General features: G+C 52.4%; 15 protein-coding genes and 1 riboswitch. Of the genes, 10 read left to right on the forward strand and 5 right to left on the reverse strand.

Features of this window, described 5'->3' with window-relative positions; translation table 11 throughout:
• The coding region (locus FDW96_RS15685) for an ATP-dependent DNA helicase (RefSeq protein WP_137365931.1) at positions 1-1,287 on the reverse strand (1,287 nt) is incomplete at its 3' end.
• 140 nt (positions 1,288-1,427) lie between these two features.
• On the opposite strand from FDW96_RS15685, the gene FDW96_RS15690 reads away from it, so the two are divergent.
• The gene (locus FDW96_RS15690; protein ID WP_042307863.1) at positions 1,428-1,772 is read left to right on the forward strand and encodes a RidA family protein; all 345 of its coding nucleotides are present in this window, start codon (positions 1,428-1,430) and stop codon (positions 1,770-1,772) included.
• Between the two features lie 6 nt (positions 1,773-1,778).
• On the opposite strand, the gene FDW96_RS15695 is transcribed toward FDW96_RS15690, so the two are convergent.
• Positions 1,779-1,958 (reverse strand): YoaH family protein, encoded by a 180-nt coding sequence (locus FDW96_RS15695; RefSeq protein WP_003020986.1) that lies wholly within the window; start codon positions 1,956-1,958, stop codon positions 1,779-1,781.
• A gap of 83 nt (positions 1,959-2,041) precedes the next feature.
• On the opposite strand from FDW96_RS15695, the gene pabB reads away from it, so the two are divergent.
• The 4 genes from pabB to FDW96_RS15715 all read left to right on the forward strand — a co-directional run bounded on the left by pabB (position 2,042) and on the right by FDW96_RS15715 (position 7,265).
• Positions 2,042-3,403 (forward strand): aminodeoxychorismate synthase component 1, encoded by a 1,362-nt coding sequence (pabB, locus tag FDW96_RS15700; protein WP_061381169.1) that lies wholly within the window; start codon positions 2,042-2,044, stop codon positions 3,401-3,403.
• A gap of 3 nt (positions 3,404-3,406) precedes the next feature.
• Entirely contained in the window at positions 3,407-3,985 is a 579-nt protein-coding gene (locus FDW96_RS15705) for a CoA pyrophosphatase (protein WP_038641269.1), read from the forward strand.
• A 183-nt stretch (positions 3,986-4,168) separates the two neighbouring features.
• Entirely contained in the window at positions 4,169-5,533 is a 1,365-nt protein-coding gene (gene sdaA, locus FDW96_RS15710; RefSeq protein WP_042307858.1) for an L-serine ammonia-lyase, read from the forward strand.
• A gap of 130 nt (positions 5,534-5,663) precedes the next feature.
• Positions 5,664-7,265 carry an EAL domain-containing protein gene (locus FDW96_RS15715; protein ID WP_042307855.1) on the forward strand — a complete coding sequence of 534 codons (1,602 nt, stop codon included), beginning with the start codon at positions 5,664-5,666 and terminating at the stop codon, positions 7,263-7,265.
• A 5-nt stretch (positions 7,266-7,270) separates the two neighbouring features.
• Here the strand turns inward: FDW96_RS15715 and yoaE are convergent, their stop codons facing one another.
• Complete coding sequence (yoaE, locus tag FDW96_RS15720) at positions 7,271-8,830, reverse strand: CNNM family cation transport protein YoaE (protein ID WP_042307853.1); 1,560 nt, start codon at positions 8,828-8,830, stop codon at positions 7,271-7,273.
• A complete protein-coding gene (locus FDW96_RS26280; RefSeq protein WP_072014731.1) occupies positions 8,818-9,027 on the reverse strand; it encodes a hypothetical protein in 210 nt (69 codons plus the stop codon). Before FDW96_RS26280 ends, yoaE begins: the two co-directional genes overlap by 13 nt.
• A gap of 262 nt (positions 9,028-9,289) precedes the next feature.
• Between FDW96_RS26280 and manX the strand changes: the two genes are divergently transcribed.
• The 5 genes from manX (at position 9,290) to mntP (ending at position 13,493) form a co-directional block, all read left to right on the forward strand.
• Positions 9,290-10,252 (forward strand): PTS mannose transporter subunit IIAB, encoded by a 963-nt coding sequence (gene manX / locus FDW96_RS15725; protein ID WP_005122176.1) that lies wholly within the window; start codon positions 9,290-9,292, stop codon positions 10,250-10,252.
• A gap of 58 nt (positions 10,253-10,310) precedes the next feature.
• Complete coding sequence (locus FDW96_RS15730; RefSeq protein WP_005122174.1) at positions 10,311-11,111, forward strand: PTS mannose/fructose/sorbose transporter subunit IIC; 801 nt, start codon at positions 10,311-10,313, stop codon at positions 11,109-11,111.
• 12 nt (positions 11,112-11,123) lie between these two features.
• On the forward strand, positions 11,124-11,975 hold the full coding sequence (locus tag FDW96_RS15735) for a PTS mannose transporter subunit IID (protein ID WP_003833769.1): 852 nt from the start codon (positions 11,124-11,126) through the stop codon (positions 11,973-11,975).
• 60 nt (positions 11,976-12,035) lie between these two features.
• A complete protein-coding gene (locus FDW96_RS15740; protein ID WP_042307852.1) occupies positions 12,036-12,494 on the forward strand; it encodes a DUF986 family protein in 459 nt (152 codons plus the stop codon).
• 197 nt (positions 12,495-12,691) lie between these two features.
• Positions 12,692-12,791, forward strand: a riboswitch (yybP-ykoY riboswitch).
• Between the two features lie 135 nt (positions 12,792-12,926).
• Entirely contained in the window at positions 12,927-13,493 is a 567-nt protein-coding gene (gene mntP / locus FDW96_RS15745; RefSeq protein ID WP_020996621.1) for a manganese efflux pump MntP, read from the forward strand.
• Here mntP and rlmA read toward each other — a convergent pair.
• Entirely contained in the window at positions 13,490-14,299 is an 810-nt protein-coding gene (gene rlmA, locus FDW96_RS15750) for a 23S rRNA (guanine(745)-N(1))-methyltransferase (protein ID WP_079223756.1), read from the reverse strand. The genes mntP and rlmA overlap by 4 nt on opposite strands.
• Between the last annotated feature and the right edge of the window lie 5 nt (positions 14,300-14,304).

Raw genomic sequence — 14,304 nt, forward strand, 5'->3', positions numbered from 1 at the left:
CGTGTAATCAAAAGGACTCGGCAATAGCATCGACTCGGCGTCATCTATGCCCAGCCGGGCGGTGAAATGATGAAGATCATCATTTACCGACAGCGTCGCGGAGGTAAAAATCCAACAGCCCGGCTTTTGTTCCATCATTTCTTTGAATTTATCCGCCACGGTGAGCGGCGTTAGCGCAAGAGTGAAATGGCGGGAGGTGCATTCATACCAATAGCTGAAGCCTGGCTGGTTAATCTCTTTCAGGCGCTTCAAACGGGCGCGATAAAGCGTGGCGCGCTCAAACGCAGCATCCAACAACGCCGAACGTCCAAGAGACAGTTTCGCCACGTCGTAACACAGCTCCAACGTGTCATCGAGCAACAAAAACGCGCGCTGTACACGCTGGTCAGCCAGCAGTTCGCGCAGATTGCCGCGATAGCCCGGCTCGCCAAGTTGCAGGCGGAAGTCCTGCGCGCTTTGCGCCAGGCGATCGGCGCACTTCTGCAACTGCTGAGTGTCTTTCAGCTCGGTGCGATAGGCAATGGTGATGTCTTTCGCCAGGTCTAACAACTGACGACTGGAGAGCGATTGACCAAAGTACTGGCTGGCGATATCCGGTAACTGATGCGCTTCATCGAAGATCATCACTTCAGCTTCGGGGATCAGTTCGCCAAACCCGCTCTCTTTCACCACCATATCAGCGAGAAACAGATGGTGGTTGACCACAACCACATCTGCCTCCATCGCTTTTTTACGCGCTTTAACGACAAAACACTCTTTGTACAGCGGGCAGTCGCTGCCCAGACAATTGTCGTTGGTGCTGGTGACCAGCGGCCAGGCCTGAGAATCTTCCGCCACGCTGACGCAGGTACTGATGTCGCCATCAAGGGTTTGACTTGACCAGGAGCGCAGCAGAATGACGTCGCTTAAGGTTTGTACCGGCAGGTCGCCGCCCGCCAGGGCCTGCTGTTCAAGGCGTTCCAGACACAGATAGTTGGAGCGCCCTTTCAGCAGCGCCAGTTTGCCGGTAAATTCAAGCGCTTTAGCGACGGTCGGGAGATCGCGGCTGTAAAGCTGATCCTGCAACGCTTTTGAACCGGTAGAGACGATGACTTTCTTACCCGCACGCAGCGCAGGTGCAAGATAAGCGTAGGTTTTCCCCGTTCCGGTTCCGGCTTCGACAACAAGCGGCTGTGATTTTTCAATGGCATGGCTAACGGCGAAGGCCATCTGCCGCTGTGGTTCACGCGGTTTAAAACCCGGTATCGCTTTAGCCAACTGACCGTCTGCTGCAAAATCGTCCGTCACACTGCCCCCTGTTCATTTGAACAGGGATTATGTCAGGCCAGCGGGTCTTTCGCCAGTTGAAGAGGTGACGTAGGCGCAACATTATGGCAGTCTTGGCGCAACCTGAAGCCATTATGAAAAACGTAAATGAGGAATGATTTATGACGATTGTGCGCATTGATGCCGAAGCGCGTTGGTCCGACGTGGTTATCCATAACAACACGTTGTATTACACCGGTGTACCGGAAAACCTGGATGCTGACGCCTTTGAACAAACGGCGAATACGCTGGCGCAAATTGACGCAGTTCTGGAAAAACAGGGCAGCAACAAGTCACGTATTCTTGATGCCACCCTTTTTCTGGCTGACAAAAGTGACTTTGCCGCGATGAACAAAGCCTGGGACGCGTGGGTCGTTGCCGGTCATGCGCCGGTACGTTGTACGGTCCAGGCCGGGTTGATGAACCCGAAATACAAAGTAGAGATCAAGATTATCGCTGCAGTTTAAGCAACGTTACTCGTCTTCATCTTCGAAACGCGCCACGATCCGCTCGCCGGTATGGCTGGCGCGTAACTCTTCAGCTACCAGAGCAATCGCTTGTCCGCTGCTCATCCCCTGCGACATCAGTTCCTGAATACGCTCGACCGCTTTTTGCTGCTGCTCATGACTGAGTGAAGGTAAACCTGCAAACATTGTTAACTCCTGCTAAATTGTCTGCGCTAATTATTTCATGCTACCGGGCAGTTAGCCAGTAGAGTAGCAACGAGTCAGGACTGATGAAGACGTTATCTCCCGCTGTAATCACTTTACCCTGGCGTCAGGACGCCGCTGAACGCTATTTTTCGACCTTAAGCCATCTCCCCTGGGCGATGCTGTTGCATTCGGGTCATGCTGACCATCCACATAACCGTTTTGATATTCTGGTGGCGGATCCCGTCGCCACGCTGGTTACGCGCGCTGAAGAGACCGTTGTCCATGACGGACACGCAACCGTACGCACGCTTGATGACCCAATGACGGTATTACATTCAGCGCTCAGCGCACGGGGGATTCAGCCGAGCAATCACCCCAATCTGCCGTTTCAGGGCGGCGCGTTAGGTCTGTTTGGCTACGATCTTGGCAGAAGATTTGAATCGCTGCCCACGATTGCCGCGCGCGATATTGCCCTGCCGGATATGGCCGTCGGCATTTACGACTGGGCGCTGATTGTCGATCATCAGTTGCAAACCGTATCCCTGCTCAGCCATACCGATGTCGAGGCGCGGCGGAAGTGGCTCGACGCACAACAACCGCCAACGCGTGAACCGTTTGCCTTAACCTCTGCGTGGCAATCCAATATGAGTCGCGCGCAGTATGGCGAAAAATTCCGCCAGGTACAGCGCTATCTGCACAGCGGCGACTGCTATCAGGTCAATCTCGCCCAGCGTTTTCAGGCGCATTATCAGGGCGATGAGTGGCTGGCATTTGTACGACTTAATCACGCTAATCGTGCGCCGTTTAGTGCGTTCATTCGTCTTGAGGAAGGCGCAATCCTCAGCCTTTCACCCGAACGGTTTATTCTGTTGGAAAACCAGCACATCCAGACGCGTCCTATTAAAGGGACGCTGCCAAGACGTGAAGATGCTGATGCCGATCGTGAGCAGGCCCAACTGCTGGCGAATTCACCAAAGGATCGTGCGGAAAACCTGATGATCGTGGATTTAATGCGCAATGATATCGGTCGCGTTGCCGTGCCGGGGTCGGTACAGGTTCCGGAGCTGTTTGTGGTCGAGCCATTCCCTGCCGTTCATCATTTAGTCAGCACCATTACCGCACGTCTGCCAGAATCTTTGCACGCCAGCGACCTGCTGCGCGCCGCCTTCCCCGGCGGCTCCATTACCGGCGCGCCGAAGGTGCGGGCGATGGAAATTATAGATGAGCTGGAGCCGCACAGACGTAATGCCTGGTGTGGCAGCATTGGTTACCTGAGCTTTTGCGGCAATATGGACACCAGCATCACCATTCGCACGCTGACGGCCACAAACGGACACATTTATTGTTCCGCAGGTGGTGGCATTGTGGCGGACAGTCAGGAAGACGCGGAGTATCAGGAAACATTTGATAAAGTGAATCGTATTTTGCACCAACTGGAGAATTGACACGTGGAATACAGCAGCCTGACGCTTGATGATTTTTTATCGCGCTTCCAACTCCTGCGCCCGCAGGTCAATCATGCCGCGTTAAACCAGCGTCAGGCGGCCGTACTGATCCCAGTCGTCCGCCGACCACAGCCGGGTCTGCTGCTAACCCAGCGATCCGTTCATCTACGCAAACATGCCGGCCAGGTCGCCTTTCCCGGCGGCGCGGTGGACAGCACCGATGCCTCGTTGATCGCCGCCGCCCTTCGCGAGGCGCATGAAGAAGTGGCAATTCCGCCGTCATGCGTTGAGGTGATCGGCGTCCTGCCGCCGGTCGACAGCGTCACCGGTTTCCAGGTTACCCCGGTCGTCGGCATTATCCCGCCTAATCTGCCGTATCGCGCCAGTGAAGATGAGGTTTCCGCGGTGTTTGAAATGCCGCTGGCGCAGGCTCTGCATTTAGGGCGTTACCATCCGCTTGATATTTATCGCCGTGGTGATTCACACCGCGTTTGGCTTTCCTGGTATGAGCAATATTTCGTCTGGGGAATGACCGCCGGAATAATTCGTGAGCTGGCTCTGCAAATTGGCGTCAAGCCCTGACTATACTTATCTTTACGCACGCCATAGACAACTTGAAACTCAGGTCACAACATTAGTAAAACCGCGGTTATCTATTAGTTTAATTCATGTGAATAGTTAAGCCGATCGCCGCGTTCCCTCTTACACTATGCGCAGTTATAACATCGTTACTGGAAAGCCCAGTCGCCCTGTAGGAGTATTATCGTGATTAGTCTATTCGACATGTTTAAGGTGGGGATTGGTCCCTCATCTTCCCATACCGTAGGGCCTATGAAGGCGGGTAAACAGTTCGTCGATGACCTGGTCGAAAAAGGATTACTGGACAGCGTTACTCGTGTTGCCGTCGACGTGTATGGTTCACTGTCGCTCACGGGTAAAGGTCACCACACCGATATCGCCATTATTATGGGTCTGGCGGGCAACGAGCCTGCTACCGTGGACATTGACAGCATTCCCGGATTTATCCGCGACGTTGAAACGCGTGGACGCCTGCTGCTTGCGCAGGGTCAACACGAAGTGGATTTCCCGCAGAATGACGGAATGCGTTTTCACAACGGCAACCTGCCGCTGCATGAAAACGGCATGCAGATCCATGCGTACAATGGCGAAACCGTCATTTATAGCAAAACCTACTACTCAATCGGCGGTGGATTCATCGTTGATGAAGAACATTTTGGTCAGGATACCGCGGGCGAGGTCAGCGTCCCTTATCCGTTCAAATCCGCGACCGAAATGCTGGAATACTGCAACAGCACCGGCCTGTCTCTCTCTGGCATGGCGATGCAGAACGAACTTGCTCTGCACAGCAAAAAAGAGATTGAAGAGTACTTTGGCCATGTCTGGCAAACCATGCAGGCCTGTATCGATCGTGGGATGAACACCGAAGGTGTGCTGCCAGGTCCGCTACGCGTTCCGCGTCGCGCCTCTGCCCTGCGTCGTATGTTGGTCTCCAGCGACAAGCTCTCCAACGATCCGATGAACGTAATCGACTGGGTGAACATGTTTGCGCTGGCTGTTAACGAAGAAAACGCCGCGGGTGGTCGCGTTGTTACTGCGCCAACTAACGGTGCCTGCGGTATCGTGCCTGCGGTCCTTGCTTATTACGATCATTTCATTGAGTCCGTCAGCCCGGATATCTACACCCGCTATTTCCTGGCGGCCGGTGCAATTGGCGCGCTGTACAAAATGAATGCCTCAATCTCCGGTGCAGAAGTAGGTTGTCAGGGTGAAGTGGGCGTGGCCTGCTCCATGGCGGCTGCCGGTCTGGCTGAACTGCTGGGTGCAAGTCCTGAACAGGTGTGTGTTGCGGCAGAAATCGGTATGGAGCATAACCTCGGTTTAACCTGTGACCCGGTTGCCGGTCAGGTTCAGGTTCCGTGCATCGAACGTAACGCCATTGCTTCCGTGAAAGCGATTAACGCCGCACGTATGGCAATGCGCCGTACCAGTGCGCCACGCGTCTCGCTGGATAAAGTCATTGAGACCATGTACGAAACGGGTAAAGACATGAACGCCAAATACCGCGAAACGTCACGTGGTGGTCTGGCAATCAAAGTTCAATGTGACTAATACTTAATTTTCGCCCATCTGCGACGGATGGGCGAATTTATCTCCCCTTCCTCGTCTACTGTAATTTTCCCCACTACACTTGCTCTGTTGCTTTTGGCTTTTGTGACCAACGGCTTATCGGGCGGCCCGCATGCATACAGCACAACGGATCATTAAAAACTATCGCCGGAATCGCTTAATTGTTTGCACACTATGTGCCCTACTGACGCTTATCCTCACTTTAACGGCCCGATTTATTTCGGAGCGTAATTTAAATCATCGGAATACCGTAACCTTTGCCAACCACGCCGTTGAAGAGTTGGATCATGTACTTTTGCCCCTACAGACCGGACGCGATGTGCTGTTGCCATTGATTGGTCTCCCCTGCTCAGTTGCGCGTTTACCGCTGAGCAAGCATGCTGCCAGGCTGCAAACGGTACGCTCTATCAGCCTTATTCAAAGCGGGATTCTGTATTGCTCCAGTATTTTTGGTTATCGCAATGTGCCTGTTCGTCAACTGGAGCCTGAATTACCCAGCCGGGAGCCGCAGTTGCTGCTGTCTACCGACCATTCGCTAATTAAAGGCAGCCCGATTCTGGCGCAATGGTATCCATCCTCTGCCGATGGTGAAGATGGCGTGCTGGAGATCGTTAATATTGATTTATTGTCGTCGATGCTGCTTGAACCCCAACCGCCACAAATCACCCATGCCAGCTTAAGCGTCGGCAATCGCCATCTGCTCTACGGACAAGGTGTTGTCGATACGCTACCTGAGCTAAAGAATGAAAAACGCTACCAGCTTTCATCACAGCATTTCCCGTTTACTATCAGCGTTACCGGTCCGGGCGCCAGCGAACTGGCGATTAAGCATCTGCCCACACAGCTGCCGCTGGCGGTGATCCTCAGTCTGTTAGTGGGGTACCTGGCGTGGCTGGCAACCGCCAACAGAATGAGTTTCTCCTGGGAGATTAATCTGGCCCTTGCCGCCCGCGAATTCGAGCTGTTCTGCCAGCCGCTGCTCAATGCGCAAACGCAGCAATGCATGGGGGTGGAAATCCTTTTACGCTGGAATAATCCGCGTCAGGGTTGGATCTCTCCCGAAGTGTTTATTCCCATCGCCGAGGAGCACAACCTGATCGTGCCCCTGACGCGTCATGTCATCGCAGAAACCATTCAGCAGCGACACGTCTTCCCCATGAGCAGTCAGTTTCATATCGGGATCAATGTCGCCGCCAGCCATTTTCGCCATGGCACGCTGTTAAAAGATCTCAACCAGTATTGGTTTAGCCAGCATCCCATTCAGCAGTTAGTCATCGAACTTACCGAGCGAGATGCGTTACTGGATGTGGATTATCGGATTGTACGCGAGCTAAATCGCCTTGGCGTAAAACTGGCGATTGACGATTTTGGCACCGGCAACAGCTCGCTCTCCTGGCTGGAAAAACTCCGCCCGGATGTACTGAAAATTGATAAATCATTTACTTCTGCGATCGGTACCGATGCCGTGAACTCAACCGTTACAGACATCATCATCGCGCTGGGAAAAAGACTGAATATAGAACTGGTGGCAGAAGGGGTTGAAACGCAGGCGCAGGCACAGCATTTGCGCCGGCACGGTGTACATTTATTGCAAGGTTTTCTGTATGCGAAGCCAATGCCGCTACGAGATTTTCCGAAATGGCTGGCGGGCAGCACCCCGCCGCCCGCCCGGCATAACGGGCGACATAGTATGCCCGTTATGCCGTTTCGCTAGCCCGGTTACTCGTCTTCGTCGTGAGCGGGTCGTTCTTTAACAATGCGAACTAAATCCACACGATAGTCATTCGCTTCGACAATCGTAATGCTCAGCGGCGCAACCTCGATAACATCGCCGACGCGTGGAATATGACCGTTAGCCGCGATGACTAAACCTGCCACCGTCGCGATATCTTCGTCTTCATTCACTAACGTATCTACGTCCAGCGCCTGTTGCAACGCATGCAGATCGGTACCGCCTTTCACCAACCAACCGCCTGCATCAGCAATAATTTCAGGCGTTTCATCGGCATCCGGGAACTCACCGGCGATAGCTTCTAATACGTCCAGCGGAGTAACCAACCCCTGCACGACACCAAATTCGTTAGTGACGATCACGAAACTGCCGCGGGCACGACGCAGAACGCCTAACAGATTAATCGGGTCCAGCGTTTCCGGGACCACGATAGCCGGAGAAGCAGAGGCAATCGCCGCCACATCCACACCCTCTTCCAGAGCCACCAGCAGTTCTTTGGCACGGACGATACCGATAATTTCGTCCAGCTCACCGCGACATACCGGGAACAGGCTGTGCGGTGACGAAAGCAATTGCTCGCGAATTTCCGCTACACTCAGGTCCGCATCAACCCAGCTAATCTCGCCACGAGGCGTCATAATGCCACGTAATGAACGCGAGGCCAGGGAGAGTACGCCGTTGATCATATAGCGTTCTTCTTCCACGAATGCGCCTTCCGGAACGGGCACAGGTACTGGATTGTCGGATTCCATCTGCGCGCTGGCCTGACGTTTACCCCCCATCAGACGCAGGATTGCATCGGCAGTCCGCGCACGCAGCGGTAGTGCCGACTGGTGGCGAATAAAGTTACGACGCGCAATCTGGTTAAACAACTCGATAATGATCGAGAAGCCAATCGCCGCATACAGATAGCCTTTCGGAATGTGGAAGCCAAACCCTTCGGCAACCAGACTCAGACCAATCATCAACAGGAAGCTCAGACACAGCACCACCACCGTCGGATGTTGGTTCACAAATCGCGTCAACGGCTTGGACGCCAGCAGCATCACGGCCATAGCAATCACGACCGCCGCCATCATGACCGGCAGATGGTTGACCATACCGACCGCAGTAATCACCGCATCCAGCGAGAACACCGCATCGAGGATGACAATCTGCGTCACGACAACCCAAAAGCTCGCATACCCTTTCGTCTGCCCGGTATCATGTTCACGGTTTTCAAGCCGCTCATGCAGCTCTGTCGTAGCCTTGAACAAGAGGAAGATACCGCCCAGCAGCATAATCAGATCGCGCCCTGAGAACGCATAGTCCATTACCGTAAACAGCGGCTTTGTCAGCGTCACCATCCACGAAATCACGGACAACAAGCCCAGACGCATAATCAGTGCCAGTGATAAACCGATTAAACGCGCTTTATCTCGCTGTTTCGGCGGCAGCTTATCAGCCAGGATCGCAATGAAGACCAGGTTATCAATACCCAGAACAATTTCGAGAACGACAAGCGTGAGCAAACCCACCCAAATCTGCGGGTCCATTAATAATTCCATGACAAGCTCCTGCTTAAGGAATGACCAAACTGCGCGCTGAGGATCTCAGGCGTTAAAGCATTATGCAGAGAAAATTTGTGGCAAAAAGTGCCAATCTGACAGGCGCAAAGCGGCCTGAGGGTGAAATGACGTCGGTGACGATCCATATGGTGGGCTACTGCCCTATACTCCTGAGTAATTAAACAGATGCTAAACATAACAGAGACAACCGGTTTTTAGCAAAGATTTACCTTCCTTTGCAATAAGTTGTTTCGGAGATATTTTACCCTTCGAAATTTCTTTTCATCGGAAGTTAAATTACGGATCTTCATCACATAAAATATTTTTTTCGATATCTAAAATAATTCACGAAAATCATAGGTTTTTCTTTGTAACCCTTATCTGAATCGATTCGATTGCGGACGACGATTCAAATACATCTTCACGTTGATGTGTTAACGATAATAAAGGAGGTAGCAAGTGACCATTGCTATTGTAATAGGCACACATGGTTGGGCTGCAGAGCAGTTACTTAAGACAGCAGAGATGCTGTTAGGCGAGCAGGAAAATGTCGGCTGGATCGATTTCGTTCCAGGTGAAAATGCCGAAACGCTGATCGAAAAGTACAACGCTCAGTTGGCAAAACTCGATACCAGTAAAGGCGTGCTGTTTCTCGTTGACACATGGGGAGGCAGCCCGTTTAACGCTGCGAGCCGCATTGTCGTCGATAAAGAGCATTACGAAGTTATCGCCGGTGTGAACATTCCCATGCTGGTCGAGACCTTCATGGCGCGTGATGACAACCCGAGCTTCGATGAATTAGTGGCACTGGCCGTTGAAACCGGTAGCGAAGGCGTGAAAGCGCTGAAAGCGAAACCAGTGGAAAAAGCCGCTCCTGCCCCCGTTGCGGCACCCAAAGCAGCAGCACCGGCGAAACCGATGGGCCCGAACGATTATATGCAGATCGGCCTGGCGCGTATCGATGACCGTTTAATTCATGGTCAGGTAGCCACTCGCTGGACCAAAGAAACCAACGTAACGCGCATTATCGTCGTCAGCGATGAAGTTGCCGCCGATACCGTGCGTAAAACGTTGCTAACTCAGGTAGCACCTCCGGGTGTGACGGCGCATGTGGTTGATGTCGCGAAAATGATCCGCGTCTACAACAACCCGAAATATGCAGGCGAGCGTGTGATGCTGTTGTTCACCAACCCGACCGATGTGGAACGTATCGTTGAAGGTGGTGTGAAAATTACCTCTGTAAACATTGGCGGTATGGCTTTCCGTCAGGGTAAAACACAGGTAAACAACGCAATTTCTGTTGATGAAAAAGACATCGAAGCCTTCAAAAAACTCAACGAACGCGGTATTGAGCTCGAAGCGCGTAAAGTTTCGACCGATCAGAAACTGAAAATGATGGATTTGATTGCCAAGGCGAAATAATTCCCTGGCATTTACTTAGTTTTCACACTTAAGTCTGTATAGCAATAGGAGAAGTACAATGGAGATTACCACTCTTCAGATTGTGCTGGTGTTCATCGTCGCATGTATCGCGGGTATGGAGTCGGTACTCGATGAATTTCAGTTCCACCGTCCGTTGGTGGCCTGTACGCTTATTGGCGCCGTTCTCGGGGATATGAAAACCGGTATTATCATCGGTGGTACCCTGGAAATGATCGCCCTGGGCTGGATGAACATCGGTGCTGCGGTTGCACCAGATGCCGCACTGGCGTCAATTATCTCTACCGTTCTGGTTATCGCGGGTCACCAAAGTATTGGTGCCGGTATCGCGCTGGCTATCCCTCTGGCAGCAGCAGGCCAGGTTCTGACCATCATCGTTCGTACCATCACCGTAGCATTCCAGCACGCAGCGGATAAGGCGGCCGAAAACGGCAACCTGACGGCGCTCTCCTGGCTGCACGTATCCTCACTGTTCCTGCAGGCTATGCGTATCGCTATCCCGGCGGTAATCGTGGCGATTTCTGTAGGTACCAGTGAAGTTCAGAGCATGCTCAACGCCATTCCGGAAGTCGTCACCGGCGGCCTGAACATCGCAGGTGGCATGATCGTAGTGGTTGGTTATGCGATGGTCATCAATATGATGCGCGCGGGCTACCTGATGCCGTTCTTCTATCTCGGCTTCGTCACCGCGGCATTTACTAACTTCAACCTGGTTGCTCTGGGTGTGATTGGCGCTGTGATGGCAATCCTCTACATTCAGCTGAGCCCGAAATATAACCGCGTCGCCGGTGCGCCAGTTCAGGCAGCTGGTAACAACGATCTTGATAACGAACTGGACTAGCAGGTGAGCGAAATGGTTGATATGACTAAAACTACCACCGAGAAAAAACTCACTCCGAGTGACATTCGTGGCGTGTTCATTCGTTCTAACCTGTTTCAGGGTTCATGGAACTTCGAACGTATGCAGGCGCTGGGTTTTTGTTTCTCCATGGTACCGGCTATCCGCCGTTTGTACCCGGAAAACAACGATGCACGTAAGCAGGCTATTAAGCGTCACCTGGAATTCTTTAACACCCATCCGTACGTAGCCGCACCTGTGCTGGGCGTTACGCTGGCGATGGAAGAGCAGCGTGCCAACGGCGCAGAGATTGACGATGGTGCTATCAACGGTATCAAAGTGGGTCTGATGGGACCGCTGGCAGGCGTTGGCGATCCAATCTTCTGGGGTACCGTACGTCCGGTATTTGCCGCGCTTGGTGCAGGTATCGCGATGAGCGGCAGCCTGCTTGGGCCACTGCTGTTCTTCATCCTGTTTAACCTGGTGCGTCTGGCTACCCGTTACTACGGTGTGGCATACGGCTACCGTAAAGGTGTCGATATCGTTAAAGATATGGGCGGCGGCTTCCTGCAGAAACTGACTGAGGGGGCGTCAATCCTCGGCCTGTTTGTCATGGGGGCATTGGTTAACAAGTGGACGCACGTGAACATCCCGTTGGTGGTCTCCACTATCACCGGTCAGGATGGCCAGACTCGCGTTACCACCGTGCAGACTATCCTTGACCAGCTGATGCCGGGCCTGGTTCCTCTGCTGCTGACTTTCGCTTGTATGTGGCTACTGCGTAAGAAAGTGAACCCGCTGTGGATTATCGTTGGCTTCTTCGTCATCGGTATCGCGGGCTACGCTGTCGGCCTGCTCGGCCTGTAAGACTGTTGTACATCACCGGGGGCTTGCCCCCGGTTTTTCTATTTAGAGGGTTGAGGATTCATGACTATCACGGACCTGGTGCTGGTTCTTTTTATCTTTTCGCTGCTGGCGTATGCCATTTACGATCAGTTCATCATGCCCCGCCGTAATGGCCCTACTCTGCTGACGGTCGCCCTGCTTCCTCGCAGCCGTGTTGACAGTGTTATCTTCATTGGCCTGGTAGCTATTCTTATCTACAACAACGTCACCAGCCACGGGGCGCAATTCACCACATGGTTATTATGTGCACTGGTGTTGATGGGGTTGTATCTGTTCTGGATCCGTACGCCGAAAATCATCTTCAAGCAAAAAGGTTTTTTCTTTGCTAACGTCTGGATTGAATATAACCGCATTAAAGAGATGAATTTATCAGAAGACGGCGTGCTGGTGATGCAATTAGAACAGCGTAGATTGCTTGTTCGCGTACGAAATATAGACGATCTCGAAAAAATATATAAGCTTCTTATTTCAAATCAGTAAGTTAACAAGATAGCCTGAACTATGTTTTTCATATATTAATGAAAACAAAACATAGCTAAGGCTATATTACCCCGCCCGTAATGTTATTTATTTTAACGTTCTATTTATAAATAAATCTAAATGAAAATCGTTTTCAATTAAAAGTCAAATATTATTTCCCTGTTTCTTGTTTTATATTCTCAAAATATGTTAAGGTTGCGCCCGTCGTTGGGGAGTAGCCGATTTCCAGACTCCGGAAATGTACGTGTCAACATACTCGTTGAAAAACGTGGCGCGTACGGACTGAACATACAGTTTCAGTCAGGCGAGACCATAGGCACATCAACTGCAATGCATACCTGAATGGCACGATATATTTCGTGTTTTCAATCTGTATGCATGGTTACTGGGGGCAGTGATGTGTTTTATGGATACCCCGGTCAGGACGCTGTTATGAATCTCACCGCTACTGTACTTCTCGCTTTTGGCATGTCGATGGATGCTTTCGCTGCGTCAATTGGCAAGGGTGCCACTCTGCATAAACCCAAATTTTCTGAAGCGCTGCGCACCGGTCTTATTTTCGGCGCAGTTGAAACCCTGACCCCGCTGATTGGCTGGGGTATGGGTATGCTGGCCAGCAAATTTGTACTGGAGTGGAACCACTGGATCGCTTTCATTCTGCTGATTTTCTTAGGTGGGCGAATGATAATCGAAGGTTTTCGCGACAACGGTGATGAAGATGAAGAGCCGCAGCGCCGTCATGGATTCTGGCTGCTGGTCACCACCGCCATTGCCACCAGTCTCGATGCGATGGCCGTCGGGGTGGGTCTGGCATTCCTGCAGGTTAACATCATTGCGACTGCGCTGGCCATCGGCTGCGCCACGTTAATTATGTCCACGCTCGGCATGATGATCGGTCGTTTTATTGGTCCGATGCTGGGCAAACGAGCTGAAATTTTGGGCGGGGTGGTACTGATTGGTATCGGCGCCCAGATCCTCTGGGCACACTTCCACGGTTAATTCAGGCGCTGCCAGATATGAATACTAAAATCTGTCTGGCAGTCAAACTTCGTCTTTCCTGCCAGCGTTTCCCACACTTCCGGTTTTGCCCGCCAGGCGAACGGTGTCATTTGCAGTAATGCAACGGCTTCGCTGCCCTGGAGCTGCATCTGATAGCCCAGCGCAATACTCTGCTGCAGAACAAAACCTTCCAGCTGTTCGGTATGTGGCGCATGCAAACGCACCTCATCATAAATCAGCCCTTTCAGCTCCATTAAATGCCGCGGCCCTGGTGTGGCGGTGATTACCCATCCACCCGGTTTAACCACGCGAGCCAGCTCTTGCGCTTTACAGGGCGCGTAGATCCTGATGATGGCATCCATGGACGCATCGGCAAACGGCAGACGATGGCTGGAAGCCACGCAAAAGGTGACCTGCGGATAACGGCGGGCTGCGGCCTTAATCGCCACTTTAGAGACGTCGAGGCCAACGGTTTTGCCGCCAGTCAGCGTATCGGCAAAGGCATGGGTGTAATACCCTTCTCCACAGCCGATATCCAGAATCGCCGCGTTCGCTGAACCTGGCCTCTCTGTGAGCACCTTCACAATCGCGTCGCGCAGTGGTTGATAGTGTCCGGCATCAAGAAACGCCCGGCGCGCCTGCATCATCTCAGCGCTGTCACCCGGATCACGCGACCGCTTATGCTGAACTGGCAGTAAGTTGACATACCCTTCTTTCGCCACGTCAAACTGGTGCCGCTCAGGGCAAATAAAACTGTTTTTCGTTTGAGTAAGAGGCTGGTGGCAAAGAGGACAGGAAAACGACATGACAA

The sequence above is a fragment of the Citrobacter sp. TBCS-15 genome (assembly GCF_005280815.1).
GTDB lineage: Bacteria > Pseudomonadota > Gammaproteobacteria > Enterobacterales > Enterobacteriaceae > Citrobacter > Citrobacter werkmanii.

Bases quoted from the DNA above. Each gene is read 5' to 3' on its own strand.
- mntP (WP_020996621.1), top strand. From the start codon at position 12,927: ATGAATCTCACCGCTACTGTACTTCTCGCTTTTGGCATGTCGATGGAT.
- FDW96_RS15730 (WP_005122174.1), top strand. From the start codon at position 10,311: ATGGAGATTACCACTCTTCAGATTGTGCTGGTGTTCATCGTCGCATGT.
- pabB (WP_061381169.1), top strand. From the start codon at position 2,042: ATGAAGACGTTATCTCCCGCTGTAATCACTTTACCCTGGCGTCAGGAC.
- FDW96_RS15690 (WP_042307863.1), top strand. From the start codon at position 1,428: ATGACGATTGTGCGCATTGATGCCGAAGCGCGTTGGTCCGACGTGGTT.
- rlmA (WP_079223756.1), bottom strand. From the start codon at position 14,299: ATGTCGTTTTCCTGTCCTCTTTGCCACCAGCCTCTTACTCAAACGAAA.
- FDW96_RS15695 (WP_003020986.1), bottom strand. From the start codon at position 1,958: ATGTTTGCAGGTTTACCTTCACTCAGTCATGAGCAGCAGCAAAAAGCG.
- FDW96_RS15740 (WP_042307852.1), top strand. From the start codon at position 12,036: ATGACTATCACGGACCTGGTGCTGGTTCTTTTTATCTTTTCGCTGCTG.
- FDW96_RS15735 (WP_003833769.1), top strand. From the start codon at position 11,124: ATGGTTGATATGACTAAAACTACCACCGAGAAAAAACTCACTCCGAGT.
- FDW96_RS15715 (WP_042307855.1), top strand. From the start codon at position 5,664: ATGCATACAGCACAACGGATCATTAAAAACTATCGCCGGAATCGCTTA.
- FDW96_RS26280 (WP_072014731.1), bottom strand. From the start codon at position 9,027: ATGTTTAGCATCTGTTTAATTACTCAGGAGTATAGGGCAGTAGCCCAC.
- yoaE (WP_042307853.1), bottom strand. From the start codon at position 8,830: ATGGAATTATTAATGGACCCGCAGATTTGGGTGGGTTTGCTCACGCTT.